Here is a 15,963-nt window from a genome sequence, read left to right as displayed (position 1 = left end):
CCCCACACCCCCTCGACCCAGATGCCCCCGGCACCGCGCCGCCGCCGACTCCCGCGCCCCGCGCTGGTGTTGCCGGCCGTGTCGATGGCCCTGGCCGGGGCGCTGTTCCTCACGTTCTCCGGGGGCGGCCACGACTCCGCCCCGGCGGCCGGAGCCGGCACCGCACCCGCCGAGGCGAACAGCGCCTCCGTCACTCTCGGCCGGATCGCCGCCGCGGCCATGAAGACCGACGCCACACCGGTGAAGGACGGCCAGTTCGTGTACGTCGAGCGCCTGACCCGCGGGAACACGGGCTCCTTCGACGGTCCGGTACGACTCGGCGCCCTGCACAAGCAGGAGGTGTGGACCGCGCAGACCCCCGGCCCGGTGACCAGGACCGGCTGGATGAGGGAGACCGGCGAGGACGCCGTCATGCCCGGTCAGGAGGTGCCCATCGAGTTCACCGAGCCCGTCCGGGCGGGCATCGACCACCCCACGTACGAGTGGCTGGCCTCGTTGCCCACCGATCCCGACGCCCTGCTCGAACTGCTCTACTCCCGGACCAGGGCGGAGGACGGGGACTCGAAGCACCAGGCCGTCTTCGGGAGGGTCGGCGACCTGCTCAGCTCGACGATCATGCCCCCCGCCACCGCCTCCGGTCTCTACAAGGCCGTCGAGAGGATTCCCGGCGTGACCCAGATTCCCGACGCCGTCGACGCCGCCGGCCGGCACGGCATCGGCATCACCCGCGAGGACGCCGAGTCCGCGACCCGGGACGTGTGGATCTTCGACAAGCACACGTTCGCCCACCTCGGCTCGCGGTCGTACATCACCAGGGACGAGGCCAGGGGCATCACGACCGACACGCTGTACGGCATCGACGCCGTCATGGTCCGCGCGGTCGTCGACCGTCACGGCGAGGAACCCGCTGGGGAGGAGCCCGCCAGGACCGAGAGCTGACCCGGGCCGCGCAGACGGTGGCGTGCAGCGGTTTCTCGGCTCGGGCTGACCGGATCGGGCACAGGATGTCGGGTCGGGGAGGGGGTCTGCTCCCTAGCGTGGTGATGGCGAAAGAGGAAGGAGACCGGGAGTGCTGGAGCGTCTCAACCAGGCCCTGGAACACATCGAGGGCCGTCTCGAGCAGCAGGTCGACGTGACGGAGCTGGCGCGTATCGCGGCCACCTCGGAGTACCACCTGCGCCGGATGTTCTCCGCACTCGCGGGCATGCCGCTGTCGGAGTACGTGCGGCGCCGTCGGCTCACGGTCGCGGGTGCCGAGGTGCTCGCGGGGCGGGAGTCGCTGCTGGAGATCGCGGTGCGCTACGGCTACGGCTCGGGCGAGGCCTTCGCCCGGGCGTTCCGTGCCATGCACGGCATCGGGCCGGGTGAGGCCCGGCGTACCGGTGCCGTGCTCGTCTCCCAGCCCCGGTTGGCCTTCCGCCTCACTGTCGAAGGGAGCAGCAGCATGCGCTATCGCGTAGTGGACAGGCCGGATTTCAGCGTCGTCGGGCTCAAGGCCCGGGTACCGCTGGTGCACACGGGACCGAACCAGGCGATGATCGACTTCGTCCGCGGGATCGACCCGCGGACGCTGGAACGCCTGGAGAAGCTGTCGGACCAGGAGCCACAGGGCATCGTCGCGGTCTGCGACGACCTGGACCCCAGCCGCGCCGAGGGCACCGAACTCGACTACTACCACGGGGTGGTCACGTCGGCGGCCGCCTCCGAGGGCACCACCGTGCTCTCCGTCCCGGCCGGTACCTGGGCGGTCTTCACTACCTCCGGGCCGGCCCCGCAGGCCATCCAGGAACTGTGGAGGGACGTGTTCACCCAGTGGTTCCCCTCCACCCCGTACCGCAGCCGCCCCGGCCCCGAGATCCTCCGCACCCGCTTGTCCGCCGACGGGACCGAAGCCGATGCCGAGCTGTGGCTCCCGGTGGAGCGGGACCAGGGCTGAACACGACACCGAGCCCAGGGGCGCGGAGCTGCGACCGAGTGCTTCGGACGGCCGGAGGAGAAGCCGACTGAAGCACTCGGTAGGGGCCGGCCCGGGAGGGGACCCCTCCTGAGCCGTCCCCTACTTCTGTGCCCCTGGCAGGACGCGAACCCGCGACACGGCTCGAGGAGTTCGGTCTGAGGCCGCTCCGGCTGCTTCCTTCGACTGGTGTGACGGCCGAACGGAGTCGTTGGTGTACGCCCCGTCCGGCGTCGTCGAGGTCAGCCGTGGATGTCGGGCGGAGGGCTTGCCGGGGTCTCGGAGATCTGTCGCGCCAACTCCTCGACGACCTGCGGGACGACCCGCTGAGCGTCCTCGTCCTGTAGTACTTCGGCAAGTGCTTGATGCACTGCCGCATACGGCTGTCAGGCGTGTGAGGCGCGGGACCGGTCGACCGCCCGCTCGATCCTCGCGAGGTGGGCTGCCACGAGTGGCACGGCCTTTTCGTACTCGCTGGGGTCCACGGCCATGGGCTCAGCCGATCAAGGTGGGCCGACGGGGTCAAGGCCGGCGGTAGGCCATCAGCTTGGGAAGCTAAGGGCATCTAGGGCTTGCTCTGGAGCTGACCTGCGGTGGAGCGATGTCGGCGCCTAGTGGGCGGTGGTTTGATTCCCCGGTGTTCCCCGGTGTTCCCCGGTGTTCCCCGCACGATCTGGCACGGGCCTGGCACGGACCTCTTCGTCCCGAACTACTGGAGGGTCGGTCGTTAAGGTCTGCTCGGCTGGTTGCTCGATTGCTGGAGGTTGGTGAGGGCCATTGTGGGTTCCTGTTGTTGCTGTACTTCGTTGCTGTACCGCATGCATCGCGGCTTGAGGCGGCATCCTGTCCTCATGACGTCAGAGGGGGACACCGCGGAACGGTTGCGACCGCTCGTCGAGCTGCATCGTGAACGTCGGCAAGCGCCCGTGCGCTTTCGCCCAGACACATGGCGACCCTGGCTGGAACACCACCAGGCGGCACACGTGCTCGGACTCGGTGCCGAGGAGCCCGGTTCGCCGTCAGGCGACCGCCTCCTTAGCCGTGCCGACCTGGCCGAGTTGCGGCAGGCAACCGGTGACAGTCCTGACGGACTCCGCGACCTGTTCGTCGCGGTCATGATCTGGGGGTCGGGAACGAGCAACGGTCGTGGACCGCGCTACACAGCGGCTGCCCTATCTGATACCCGCCTGCCTCACGTTCTGACGACAACGCGCAATGCTGTGCGGTCGGGCGAACTGAGGGAAGCTTATGTCCAGTTCGCCGTCCGAGGAGTCGGGCGGTCTTTCTTTACCAAATGGTTCGCTGCCGTGGATGACCGGGAGGCCACGTGTGAGCGGGCCTTGATCCTGGATGACCGCGTCTTTCGCTCCCTCAACGCGCTCGGCTGGTCAAGCAAGGAGGCAGCCGACAGTCGCCGTTGGTCTGCCCGTTACGTTACCTACGTGATCGCTATGCACAGTTGGGCTCGGCCCCTGGGGGTGACGGCAGCTTGGCTGGAGTGGCTGATGTTCCACCTGAACGGCCAGGTAGACATCCCCTGAGCTTGGGAATCATTGGCCCTTCTCTGCTGAGAACCTTCTCGACCTGCGCTGTCGTACCGCAGTTCGGGATCGCCGATTACGGGGCTGAGCACCTTCGCACCAAGATGCTGCGTATGGCCTCCACATCGCGGAAGACATGGGTGCGATCATGGACCGCTAGATGTTGCGCGATCGTGGGGTTGGAATCCAGAGAGGTTGCTGTACGAATCTGCCTCCGCGGACTGTTGCTTCCCGGGCACGCTGAGTAACGTGTGACGTCTAGTGTTCACGGGGCAGGGGGACAGCTTGAGCGTCGTCATATGCAGCCAGTCGGACTGTCGGAACGTGGCACGGGCAAGGCCATATTCCGAGGGCTATCTGTGCAGGCAGTGCCACCGCAAGATCCAGGATGCTGCTGCACCTCCAACCCAGTCGCAGCCAGGGCCCAAGTCCGGAGATCAGCAGGCCAGGCAACGGGCGCAACAGAAGAAAGACCAGACTGCCAAGACGCGCGCCTTGTGGCTGGAGAAGAAGGCAGCCGCTCAGGCGGCACAGCGTCATCGGCCGCGCATCGTGCAGGCCAAGCCCGAGATCAAAGGCAAAGCACTCAAGCCGCCGGGCCCCCTGGCGGATCTGCCGCCCATGTGGTGGGAGTTCAACGGATAGTCCGCATGCGTGATGCATGGGGGCCAGGGGTGAAGTCAGCGTCTCCAAGCGTCTAACAAGATTCCCGGGGCGGGCTCTGGGAACACACGGCTCCGGAGGGCCCTTCGGTCTCAGGGGAAGTAGCTGGTCAGGGCTTCATAGGTTCTTGTGTCGGCGTGCCATGTCCACAGATAGTCCACGGCACGCCGACCGCTACCTGAGGCGGTGCCGCTGATGTCACATGGTGATGTCAGCGCCTCTGCCCCGAGGAGCCTGGTCACATGCCGACGCGCAACTCCCCACAGTCTTAAGAGGCTTGGGCGCGTAGCATCTCCGGCATGTCTGATGCTAATGGGGCAGGGCCGGAGGCTGAGTCGAGCAGGCCGGGCGCCGTTCATTGGTTGAGAACGGCGCGCTCTGCAGTCCTTGCGTCAGGCTGCCCCTCGATGCGAACTACGGGCGCGAAGGTCGCTGAGGTCTGTTCGGCTGGTCAGTTGGTCGCCTGAGGTCCGTCACGTTCGACGGCGGGCGCGACCGTTGCTGTACTGCGCTGCTGTACAGCACTTGCGTTGACCACCGCATTAGGAGCTCGATCTGCTTCCAGCGTGACCAAGGTCTACTGCGCGCACCGGTACCGCACGCGGTTGCCGCTTGTCACCGCCGTCCGTGGTCGTTGATGTCAACTCTGGATGTCAACGAAGCGGCTTCGGGAACGGGCAAACCTCCAGTGGTTCTGTGGGCCGGTCGAACCAGCGCCACCAGACATGTCTCGCGGAACACTCCACAGCGTGCGGCAGATCTGCCGTCCATCGTCCTCGCGCGCACAGCACGAAGCCGCCAGAGTCCATGGTCTGGCCGCACTCGGGGCAAGCCGGGGCTTCGTCCGTCCAGAGGATGCCCTCATACGCCTCCCGAAGGTGCTCATCGTCGCCTAATCTGTTTCTGTCGCCCGACGGCTACAGTCAGTCAGTCATATTGTGGAGAGGGGGCCGAGATCAATTCCTTCATGGAGCTATTCTCTAGTCACTGGAGGATGACGAAAAGGGAACTCGCAGAAGCGCTGAAAGAGTCACTTATTGTGCTCGACTCGAGTGTAATGCTGGATCTGTATCGCGTTACGCCGAGCGCTAGAGCGGAGATGATAAATAGCCTACTTACCGTGAAAGAAATTCTCTGGATCCCATATCAAGTCGCACTCGAATTTCACAGCAATCGAGTCGAGGCGGCCCAAGACCAACTGAATTTTTACAACGAGACGTGCAAATCTCTGGAGGCGGCACAGAATCAGGCCATTCAGAGGCTCAATGAATTCGCCAATAGGTCGGCCCTAGGGGATGGAGAGAAGAAAAAACTAAAAGGGCCACTTGAGCAAGCTTTTCGTGTGGCCATAGAGCGGGTTAGGTCACATCAAGGGGTCTTCGATCTAACCCTAAGCAAGGTTCTAAATGATGACCCAGTTCTCAAAGCGCTAGCACAGCTTCTCGATGGAAGGGTGGGTGAGCCACTGTCCGAGGAGGAGTATGCGAAAGCCCAGGACGAGGCTGTACGCCGGAAAGAGGCGCGCATACCGCCAGGCTATAAAGATAGGGCCAAGAAGAGCAATTCCGCTGGTGATTATATTTGGTGGGAGCAGACTCTTATCAAAGCCACGGAGACTCAGAAGCCTATCCTCATCATCTCTAACGACGAGAAGGAGGATTGGATTACTAAGCGTGTCGACTTCTCTCTGGGGCCGCGCGCGGAGTTGGTCCAGGAGATGCGGCAGCGTGCGGGCGTCTCTTTGAGAATCGTAAACTTTCCCAACTTCCTTGAGGGTATCAGGGAGAGTTCTGCCGTTTCGGTGAGCAGGGAGACTCTATCTCAAGCGAATATCGCACGACAGCAAGGAAAAGAGCGGTCCAGTCGGGTTCTTGTTAGCCCCCGCCTGATTAAGGAATTTGAGGCGTTTATGCTCTCAGTTATCGAGGAAAGGCAGGGTGAGCTAAGCAGGAAGATAGCCGAGCGTGACAAAGTGACAGGCGATCTGGATGTAGAGGATCTTCTGGATACGGAAATTCAGCGCGCAAGATATGTCATCGAAATGTATCAAGATTGGATCGTCAAGATCAGGGAAGCTGTTTCCGATGCGCCTACGTTGAAAGGTGACCTCATTTTGAGGATTGAGGATGGCAGTCTAAGGCGTGCGCTCCTCAAGCGCCTGAGGGAGCAGCAGGAGAGGTCTTCAGAGACTTCCTGAGGTCGGTGGAGTCTCAATGGCCCAGTCAACTGACGGGCTGCCGTCCATCAGCGAGGACGGCAGCCCACGCCGGGCACAAGTTTCAGGGACCAGCCTCATCCTTATCAGGTCGATCACGTCGGATGGGCGTACTGCGTCAAGCGCCCTCTGGTTTGGATAGCTGGTCCGCTGAGGTTCAGTCCTGACCGCCGCCGTTCGCCCCTGTTGGTGTCAGCTACTGGTGTCGGGCGCCAGTAGCCGAAGGTCACCGGCCAGTGCGGCAGGAGTCCACGGCCCCTCATGGCGGGTTGCGGTCGCGGTGCCGAGGGATCGCGGTGATCCTGTCAGGGAAGCGTGGCTGGCGTCGCATGGGCGTTGTGCGTCGGTGAGCGCGCTGTACAGGAAGGTGACGGCTATGGCAGCGATGCCGAACGAGACACGAAGAGGGCACGGGGGGCCGGACAGCAGCGAAAGGCTCAGCGGCGCGTCCTTGTTCGCCGGGGCCGTGATGATGCTCAGCGGGCCCCTCAGCATTCTCATGGGGGCGTCCGGCATCGCAGGGGACAACTTGTTCGCCGCTTCCCAGTACGCCTATCGGTTCGACCTAACCGCTTGGGGCTGGATTCACATCGTGGTCGGACTGGCACTCGTCATTGCCGGCATGGGGGTCGTGACAAACAAGAGCTGGGGTCGCGGGGCTGGTGCAGTGGCGGCAGGGATCAGCCTGATCACCCAGTTCATGTTCGTTCCGTACTACCCGCTGTGGGCCATCCCCATGATGGCACTTGACCTTCTGATCATCTTTGCGCTGACGAGGTTCCACGTCGGAACCAACGGCGGTTGGTGACACACCTCAGCCCACCACTCTCCCCAGCTCCCATCCCGTCCGCCGTCGACCCACACACCGTGGAGCGGGCGTGGTTCCTGGCGTCCAGGTGGAGCGCGCCACTGTACGAACGACCTGGACGCCAGGGGCCGCGTCTGCTCGGCTCTGCCTGGGTCGACGGTGGACGGGAGGGGAGCCCCCGACGCACGCCACTACGGGCCTGCGGTCGGCAACGGCGCCCCCTCCATCCCGGTGCCGGCCGATCCCCCGCCGGAGGCACCGTCTTGACCGTTACTGCTCTATACGGGCTCTACCATGGGGCCGTTGCTTCGCTGCGACCCCAGGGGCCAGCCCGCGCCTCGCGCGGGCCCTTGAAACCTGTGAAGAAGGTTGTAACTCAGCCGTTGGTCGGGGTGGTTCTCGGGCTCGCGTCGAAGTCGTACTCCAGGACGTAGGAGGCGGCGTCCAGGGTCATCTCGTTGACTTCGACGGGGTGGCCCGTGTCCGTGAATGCGGTGCGGCAGATGAGGATGACCGGAGTGCCTGCGGACATGCTCAGCTGTGCCGCCTCGCCCTTCGAGGGCATGCGTGAGCGGATCTCTTCGCGGAAGTGCACCGGCTCGTATCCGAGTTCGGCGAGTCTTGCGTATGTTCCGCCCGGCCCGGTGTCCTCCTGGGTGATCGCAGATCCGGCGACCAGGGGCATGGGGAGGTAGCTCGTCGCGAGCAGGACCGGCTTGCCGTCCAGGACGAAGCGCCGGCGCCTCACACATGTCGTCCCGTCGCCGGTCAGGTTCAGGACCGCGTTGATGCGGTCGGGCGCCGTCTCCTCGGACACGGCGATCCGGTCGACCTCAAGTGCCCGGTTCTCGACGTCCGCCGACCAGATGGACCGGCCGTTGCCCCACTGGTCGCGGGCCAGTCGCTCGATGCTTCGGCGTCGGATAGGGCGGAAGGCCCGGACGAAGACGCCGGCGCCCTTGCGGGCTTCGGCGACGCCTTCGTCCCGGAGGACGCTCAGGGCTTGTCGGGCTGTCATGCGGGCCACGCCGTGCGTGGTCATGAGGTCGTTCTCTCCCGGAAGCCGATCACCGGGACCGTACTCGCCCGACTGGATCGCCTCGCGCAGGGAGTCCGCGATCCGCTGGTACTTGGGCCGACGGTCGTCGTCGGTAGTCGCCATTCCGGAACCCTCCTCGCTTCTCTAGACACCTTAGGCCATAGGTCCGGGGGCTCGCTCGCTGCGTGTAACCGCTCGCGCTCCCTGTCCCCGGGCACCCTGATTGACATCTCTAGAGATGTAGCGGAATCTTTAGATGTCTAGAGATGTTGCGCTTCAGTCTCTGTGGATGCGGGGTGTCCGCGTGCCGTCGTTCGGCGCCGGCCCCTTCTCGATAGCAGGGGCGGGGTGCCGGCATCGAATTCTGTGGCGCCGATCGAGACGCTTCGACGGCCGGAACCAGTGCTGCTGCGATCGCGACGGCAGTGGCAAGGAGTGAGCGCGGATGACCTGCATGATCGACCGTTGTCCCTGTGAGGAATCACCGCGGCTCGGGGCGATGACCTTGCATCCGATTCCGGAGTCCGTCCCTCGGGCCCGCCGCTGGTTCCGGAAGTTCATCGCCCCGTACGGTCCGCTCTGCTCGGTCGACGACTGCGCGCTGATGATCTCGGAGCTGGTGACCAACGCGATCCTCTACGGACGGTCGGACGAGGCGTGGTTCGTACGGGTCGAGTGGTTCCGGGAGGGGGCCTCGCTGCGGGTGGAGGTGCACAACCCGGGGTGCCCGGAGTCCGTGTGCCTCCGCCGGCCGGACGCCGATGACGCGCACGGACGCGGGCTGCTCCTGGTCGACTCCATCGCCGCCTCCTGGCACTCCGGCCCAAGCCGTTTCGGAGGGACGGTCGTCTCCTTCGTGATGGCTGACGCCTGGCCTGCCTAGGCGGCGTTGGCGTACGACACGGGGGGATCGCTGCGTGTCTGCGGGTCGGCGTCGGACGTCACCGTCGCGCATGCTCGACCGTCATGGCCAGGCATGTGGGCGACGAGTCCTCTGGCGCGAATCTGGCACGTGGCGAGCGATCACAGAGCACAGCAAAAAGGTCCGGGTCTCTGACCTGGGCCTTCTTCGTGGAGCGGGTGACGAGAATCGAACTCGCGCTCTCAGCTTGGGAAGCTGAGTTCATTCGTGCGCCGTTGGTGCACTGACCTGCGTGAAGGGCCGGTCCGGGACCTCGTCGGGCTCGGCCGGCTTCACCGTGGTTCCCCGCTGTTCCCCTGTCCCCGCTCGATCCGGTGCGGATGTGGTGCAGTGCTGTGGCGCCCAGGAGGTGATCAGCCGGATACGTTCCCTTCATCGAGCCTGATCTTCACCTGTCGGTTGCGATCTGCGTGCCGGATCACTTCACCGGTGAAGGTGGCGCCCACGGCGGGCAGTTCCATGGGGTGAGGCATGGCGGTGATCTCGGCAAGGCCAACCGCATTCGGTACGCCATCGAGCACAAGGAAGACGCCGAACGGCTGTCGGCCGATGACCCGTCCGCCGACGTGAGATCCAAGGGGCAGTGCAGAGACGGTTGCCGGCCAACTCCGGTCTACGGCGTCCGAGGCCGGCACCTGGGAGCGGTCCGGCCAACTGAACTCGGGCATGGGCCCGGCATGGCCAGAGCGGCGGAAGGTGTCGACAGCCGGTCTCGGCGCCCGGCCGCTCAGGCACGGGGCCGACAGCTTTCCAACGGGGGTGGTGGGAGGCCGGCCCCACTTGCCTTGTACCGGCGGCAGAGCGCTGGTCGGCGACAGGAGCCGGATGACGTCTCACGTCGGCGGATGACGTCTCGCGTCGGGCCGCCGCCTCCCACATCGGCATCCACGACCCACGACCCCCGGCCCACGACCCACGACCCACGGCCCCCGGGCGTCGACAGCGCCGAGCGAGGCCGCGGCGGCGACGGACGGGCGGAAAATCGCCGTCCCGGTGCCCTTTCCGCCCCGGTCGGCTGGCGGGACCACCACCCTGCAGGCGCCGGGATTTCCGCACTCCGCAAGTGAATTATCGATTCGGCTTCGTTTCCCTTTTCCCATCCGCCCCTGGTGAATCTGTCGTCCGTCAAAAGAAAACCGAGCAGGTCGAATTTTCGTCAAGCGGTGTGATCAGTGGTTTTTGGACTTTATCTGCCGAAGGAGCCGGGAAACCGTTTCTCCATATCTACGATCGCAAGCTATGACCGATATTTCACGGGAAAACTCGGCCATCCGTGAGCGCTGGCAGACCTGTCTCAGGCTTGCCCGCGAACTCCTTCTCGTCGGGCCGGACGACAAGGACCTCAAGCTCGGCTATCTCCACACCCTGATCGACACGGGCGACCTCGGCCCCACCCGTCACCCGCGCAAGAAGATCCTCGTCATCGGCGCCGGCGTCACCGGCCTCGTCGCCGGCCGCCTGCTCAAGGACGCCGGTCACGACGTCACCGTCCTCGAGGCCAACGCCGGCCGCGTCGGCGGGCGCATCAAGACCTTCCGCGCGACCAAGCACCACCAGCCCTTCGCCGACCCCGCCCAGTACGCCGAGGCCGGCGCCATGCGGCTGCCCGACTTCCACCCGCTCGTCCTCGCCCTCGTCGACAAACTGGGGCTCGGCCGCCGCCAGTTCTACAACGTGGACGTGGACCCCTCCACCGGCAGCGGCCCCGACGTCCCCGTCCCGCCGGTGACGTACACCTCCTTCACCGGCCGGACCTGGACCCACGGCGACGACAGTCCCGACTTCCGTGAACCCGACAAGCGCGGCAACGCGTGGATCCGCGCCAACCGCGTCCAGGTGCGGCGGGCCGACTACACTGCCGGTCCCGAACGGATCAACGAGGGTTTCCACCTCACCGACGACGAGGTCCGCTCCCCCGTCGTGAAGATGGTCGACGACGCGCTGGAAAGCGTGCGCGACTACTACTCCGACGTCGTCGACGGCACGCGTGTCAACAAGCCGTTCGACGAGTGGGTCGAGGGCTGGGCCCGGGTGATCCGCGACTTCGACGGCTACTCCATGGGCGGCTTCCTGCGCGATCACGCCGGGCTCAGCGACGAGGCGATCGAGGCCGTCGGAACGCTGGAGAACATGTCCTCACGGCTGCACCTCTCCTTCTTCCACAGCTTCCTGAGCCGCAGCGACATCAATTCCACCGTCCGCTACTGGGAGATCCCCGGCGGCAGTTGGCGCCTGCCGCACGCTCTCCACCAGGGCCTGCGCGACGAAGTGCGGCTCGGCCACCGCATGATCCGCCTCGAGTACCACGACCCCAGCCGCGACGCAGGCCCCGAGGGCACCGGCGCCGTCGGTCCCGACGGACGGGGCGTGGCCGTGCAGACCGTCGCCGAGGACGATCCGCAGGCCCCGCCGCGTCTGTGGACCGCGGACCTGGCGATCGTCACCGTCCCGTTCTCCGCCCTGCGCTTCGTGGAGATCGTCCCCTCGATGTCGTACAAGAAGCGCCGCGCCGTCATCGAGACCCACTACGACCAGGCCACCAAGGTGCTGCTGGAGTTCAGCCACCGGTGGTGGGAGTTCACCGAGGACGACTGGCGCGGCGAGCTGGAGAACATCGCCCCCGGGCTCCACGCGTACTACCGGCTCGGCGCCGACGCGGACGCCGAGCCCCGCATCACCCTCCCCGAGCCGGAGGCCGGCCTGCTCGGCGCCGCGGTCAAGGACAGCGGCGTCACCGAGGAGATGCGGCGGCTCGACAGGACCATGCCGCTGCGCGGCCCCGCCGTCCGCCCCGCCACCCACTGCTTCGGCGGGGGCTCCGCCGCCGACAACCCCAACCGGTTCATGTACTACCCCTCGCACCGGGTCGAGGGCAGCACCGGCGGCGTCGTGCTCGCCTCGTACTGCTGGTCCGACGACGCCGCACGCTGGGACTCCCTGCGCGACGCGGAGCGCTACGTCTACGCCCTGCGCAACCTCCAGGCCGTGCACGGCCGCCGCGTCGAGGTGTTCTTCACCGGCCGGGGCGCCACCCAGAGCTGGGCCCGCGACCCGTACGCCTTCGGCGAGGCCGCCCTCTACACCGCGCACCAGATGACCAGCTTCCACCTGGACGTCTCCCGGCCCGAGGGCCCCGTGCACTTCGCCGGAGAGCACACGTCCCTCAAGCACGCCTGGATCGAGGGCGCCCTGGAGAGCGCCGTCCGCGCCGCCGTCGCCGTCCACCGGGCCCCGCCGGTCACCACACCGGGCCAGGACAGGGAGGAGTACTCGTCGTGAGCGCGATCACCCCGAGGTGCACGGTCGCCCGCTACCTCGCCCTGCGTCTGGCCGAGTTGGGCATCACCCACCTGTTCGGCGTCCCCGGCAACCACCTCGGCCCGTTCCTGACCACGCTGCGCGCCGAGGGCGACATCGAGTGGGTCGGCACCCCCACCGAGGGCGGCGCCGGCCAGGCCGCCGACGCCTACGCCCGCATCCACGGCATAGGCGCGGCCGCCGTCACCTACAGCGTCGGCGCGTTCAACCTGCTGGGCGCGTGCGGCGGCGCCTACGTCGAGCGGGTCCCGCTCGTCGCCGTCAACGCCTCCCCGCCCTACGAGCAGTGGCAGAACTACCGCGCCCTCGGCCTGCTCACCTCCCACATGAGCCCCCGCCCGGAGAGCAACCTGGACGTCTACCGGCAGGTCACCGTGGACGCGCAGATCGTCTCCCACCCGGGTCTCGCCCCCGGCCAGATCGACGCCGCGCTCACCGCGTGCCTCTCCGAGCGCAGGCCGGTCTACCTGGAGGTCATGGAGGACCTGTGGGACGAGCCCTGCGCCGAGCCCGGGGAGCCGATCCTCCGCCGCGAGCGGCCGTTCGGCGCACGCGACCAGACCATGCTGGACAGCGCCGTGCACGCGATCCTCACCCTGATCGAGGAGCACCCCGGCCCGGACGGCAGGCCCCGCCCGATCGTGTGGGCCGGCGAGGAGATCGACCGGTTCCGCCTCGGCGGGCGGCTCACCGACCTGGTGGAGGCCACCGGAGTGCCGTTCTGCACCACCGTCGGCGCCAAGGCCGTCGTCGACGAGGACCAGCCGCAGTTCCACGGCGTCTACAACGGCCACGCCAGCCACCCGGACGTGCACTGGATCTTCCAGGACTGGGCCACCTGCCGTATCGGGCTCGGCGCCTGGTCCACGTCGAAGAACCTCGGCGGCGAGCAGTCCGTCGGCACCGACTGGGTGATGGCCGCGAACGGCGGCCTCAGCGTCGGCACCTCCTACTTCCCCGACGTCCGGCTCGAACAGCTGCTGCCCGCCCTTCAGGACGCGCTGGTCAAGGGCTACGGCTCCGGGGGCCTGGCCGCCGACTACTACGCCGAGGCCCACGCCCACTACGGAGCGCCCGAGGACCGCCCCGCCGCCCTGGAACACCACCGCGCCTCACTCCGGGTCTCCGGCTCGCCGTCCCGGCACCCCGAACGGCTCACCTACGACGGCGTGTTCGACCGGATCAACCACTTCCTGGGCCACGAGACCCGGGAGGACTGGACGGTCGTCTCCGACGCCGCCTTCTCCCTCATCGGCTCGATGAACCTGTCCCTGCCCGCGGGCGGATTCCTGTCCCAGGTCAGCTGGCTGTCCATCGGCTGGTCGGTCGGCGCGGCCACCGGCGCCGCGCTCGCCCCCGAGCGCACGCCCGCCCGCCCGATGGTGTTCGTCGGCGACGGCGCCTTCCAGGAGACCTGTCAGGAGATCTCCACCCACACCCGGCTCGGGCTGCGGTCGGTGGTGTTCGTCATGGACAACGGACACTTCTACGGCATCGAGCAGATGCTGGTGCGCCCGTCCTACTACGCCGAGCCGGGTTCCACCGGCCCGGACGGCTCCGTCGGCCCGGACGGCTTCACCGGCCCCGCCGACCCGGACGGCCCCGCCGACCCGGACGGCCCGGACGGCCCGGACGGCCCGGACTTCTACAACGTCCTCCACCCGTGGCACTACGACCGCCTCGCGGCCGTCTTCGCCGGCAGGAACACCCCGGCGAACGGGGTCGTCGTCGCGGACACCTCCGAGCTGGACGCCCTGCTGGCCCGCCTCACCGCCCCCGCCGACCCGGTCAACGCCGGACCGCTGCTGGTCCGCGTCCGCCTGCGCCGGCACGACTACCCGCGAGCGATGGCGTACAAGGTGCCGAAGCCCGCCACGACCGCCTGACGGGCCGCCCGGCCCGGCAGGAGCAAGAGGCGCGCCGAGGCGGTGCGCCGGAAGAAACCCGTGTCCGAAGGGGGCAGGAAATGGCTGATCTCAACGTACTGATCGCATTCGACGCGGCCACGATCGTCGAGCGGTACCCCGACGCGTCGAAGAACCCCGACGCGCCGACCTACGTCGACGAAAGCCTGATCTACATGACGACGCGCCAGGACCACATCATCGGCACGTCGGGCGCCGAGCTGAACCTCCGGGCCGAACCCGGGGACAGCGTCAAGTGGCGGGAGACGACGCTGTCGCTCGACACCGACCACAAGGCACTCCTGTACCGGTACGTGAGCAGCGACAACGAGCACGTGCTCATCAGGACGCCGGAGATCGAGGTGATCGACGGCGTCTATCCGATGCCGAAGGAGGGAACCGAAGGCAGGCCGGAATTCGTGACGCAGAACTACCAGGATCATTACTGGCGGACGACGGTCAAAAGGACCGGCAAAGTCGTGTACCACTTCTCCTTCCAGATCCTGGACCGCCATCGGCAATTGAAGGGGTACTTCCAGTGGGACCCCTTCATCACCATCGAAAATCCCTGACGGCTCGGGTGGAGGCGGCGGCCGGGAGAACGGCCGCCCCCCATCAGGGTGTCGTCCTCCGTCCAGGCAATGCCCGCGTTCTTGTCGGTGCCGTAGGAGCCGCCGGTCTTGTCGGCGACGGGTGAATGGCGCTCCCTCTGCATGCAGGGGCGGCTCGCTGTCCGCGCGGTGACGGCTCCGGATCTCGACTGAACGGCCGCGAACAAGGCTGAATGAGAAGGGAACTGAGACGGGAACCGAGACGGTGATGCACGTCCCCGGGCGGCCTCCCGGCTGGAGCGGCCCTCCGATCGGTCGGGACTGGGGCAGGCGAAGCCGGCGCCGTATGCGAAGTTCAGGAAGTACGGGCGAAGCACCCGGGCGCAACGACAAGGCCCAGGTTTCTGACCTGTGCCTTCAGCAGGGAGCGGGTGACGAGCACCGAACTCGCGCCCTCGGTTCGGGAAGCGGGGGCGCTCGTCCGAGCGTGGCGGGTTCGGTGCTCTGTCACGGAGTGGGGGGACCGGGATCGCCAGTGCCACCGCACAGGAGGGTGCGATGGGCGCGGCGGGACGGCCCGTCCTCGTGCCGCATCCCAGGGCACCGGCCTCTTCAACAGGGAGACGGGCGCGGAGGTCGTTGCCGGTACGGCCTCGTACTGGGCCGTACTCGGCTGTTCGGCTGACGAAGCGGGACGCCGTGCCGGGCGTCGCGAGCGTCGAAGGCCTTCGACCTGTGACCATGGGGCGTTCATTGAATGTGATCGACGAGGAGCTCCAGGTCCTGGGGCCGACGTGTCGCCGCCGTGAGGTGCTCATGGGAAAGCGCTGCAGGTGATGTGGTGGACTGGCTGACCTCGCTGCCGGCGGTGGTGCTGGTTGTGGGCGGGCTCTTGCTCGCCCTACTGGTCGCGGCCGTGGCGCGGATCGGAGTCCGGGCGCTCGTACCCGTCGGGGAACGGGACCGGGTGCCGCAGATCGCCACACCCCTGATGCCGACACTCGGCGCTGCCTTCGCGATCTTTGCGGCACTCTCGCTGGCCAGCGAG

Annotated in this window: 12 protein-coding genes and 1 pseudogene; 11 read left to right on the top strand and 2 right to left on the bottom strand. The window is 67.0% G+C overall.

What is annotated here, in order from left to right:
• From AOK11_RS30130 to AOK11_RS30110, 6 genes are all read left to right on the top strand, one after another.
• Positions 1-939, top strand: a 939-nt coding sequence (locus tag AOK11_RS30130; RefSeq protein WP_206188961.1) for a CU044_5270 family protein, incomplete at its 5' end; no start/stop codon positions are given.
• Between the two features lie 130 nt (positions 940-1,069).
• A complete protein-coding gene (locus tag AOK11_RS30125) occupies positions 1,070-1,936 on the top strand; it encodes an AraC family transcriptional regulator (protein WP_055596865.1) in 867 nt (288 codons plus the stop codon).
• A gap of 869 nt (positions 1,937-2,805) precedes the next feature.
• Complete coding sequence (locus AOK11_RS30120) at positions 2,806-3,495, top strand: 8-oxoguanine DNA glycosylase OGG fold protein (protein WP_055596864.1); 690 nt, start codon at positions 2,806-2,808, stop codon at positions 3,493-3,495.
• A 285-nt stretch (positions 3,496-3,780) separates the two neighbouring features.
• Entirely contained in the window at positions 3,781-4,140 is a 360-nt protein-coding gene (locus AOK11_RS43075) for a hypothetical protein (protein ID WP_167353853.1), read from the top strand.
• A gap of 1,012 nt (positions 4,141-5,152) precedes the next feature.
• Complete coding sequence (locus AOK11_RS43070; protein ID WP_157869476.1) at positions 5,153-6,355, top strand: PIN-like domain-containing protein; 1,203 nt, start codon at positions 5,153-5,155, stop codon at positions 6,353-6,355.
• A gap of 394 nt (positions 6,356-6,749) precedes the next feature.
• Positions 6,750-7,181, top strand: a complete 432-nt coding sequence (locus AOK11_RS30110; protein ID WP_240497545.1) for a DUF7144 family membrane protein — start codon at positions 6,750-6,752, stop codon at positions 7,179-7,181.
• 376 nt (positions 7,182-7,557) lie between these two features.
• On the opposite strand, the gene AOK11_RS30105 is transcribed toward AOK11_RS30110, so the two are convergent.
• The gene (locus tag AOK11_RS30105) at positions 7,558-8,343 is read right to left on the bottom strand and encodes a GntR family transcriptional regulator (RefSeq protein ID WP_055596862.1); all 786 of its coding nucleotides are present in this window, start codon (positions 8,341-8,343) and stop codon (positions 7,558-7,560) included.
• A gap of 322 nt (positions 8,344-8,665) precedes the next feature.
• Here AOK11_RS30105 and AOK11_RS30100 point away from each other — a divergent pair, with 322 nt between their 5' ends.
• Positions 8,666-9,103, top strand: a complete 438-nt coding sequence (locus tag AOK11_RS30100; RefSeq protein ID WP_055596861.1) for an ATP-binding protein — start codon at positions 8,666-8,668, stop codon at positions 9,101-9,103.
• Between the two features lie 392 nt (positions 9,104-9,495).
• Here AOK11_RS30100 and AOK11_RS44135 read toward each other — a convergent pair whose 3' ends face one another.
• A complete protein-coding gene (locus AOK11_RS44135; protein WP_206188960.1) occupies positions 9,496-9,810 on the bottom strand; it encodes a S1 domain-containing protein in 315 nt (104 codons plus the stop codon).
• Positions 9,811-10,381: 571 nt separating this feature from the next.
• Here AOK11_RS44135 and AOK11_RS30095 point away from each other — a divergent pair.
• The 4 genes and pseudogenes from AOK11_RS30095 to AOK11_RS44130 all read left to right on the top strand — a co-directional run.
• Positions 10,382-12,421, top strand: a complete 2,040-nt coding sequence (locus tag AOK11_RS30095; RefSeq protein WP_055596860.1) for a flavin monoamine oxidase family protein — start codon at positions 10,382-10,384, stop codon at positions 12,419-12,421.
• Positions 12,418-14,346 (top strand): thiamine pyrophosphate-binding protein, encoded by a 1,929-nt coding sequence (locus AOK11_RS30090; RefSeq protein ID WP_055596859.1) that lies wholly within the window; start codon positions 12,418-12,420, stop codon positions 14,344-14,346. The genes AOK11_RS30095 and AOK11_RS30090 overlap by 4 nt, the downstream gene beginning before the upstream one ends.
• An 80-nt stretch (positions 14,347-14,426) precedes the next feature.
• Positions 14,427-14,936, top strand: coding sequence for an inclusion body family protein (locus tag AOK11_RS30085; RefSeq protein WP_055596858.1), 510 nt, complete (start codon positions 14,427-14,429; stop codon positions 14,934-14,936).
• An 820-nt stretch (positions 14,937-15,756) separates the two neighbouring features.
• Positions 15,757-15,963 (top strand): annotated as a pseudogene (locus AOK11_RS44130) (hypothetical protein); the annotation flags it as partial.

The sequence above is a fragment of the Streptomyces hirsutus genome (assembly GCF_001418415.1).
In the GTDB taxonomy this organism is placed as follows: domain Bacteria; phylum Actinomycetota; class Actinomycetes; order Streptomycetales; family Streptomycetaceae; genus Streptomyces; species Streptomyces hirsutus.
Note: the sequence above shows the minus strand (reverse complement) of the source record. Positions and strands in the feature narration are given on the sequence as shown.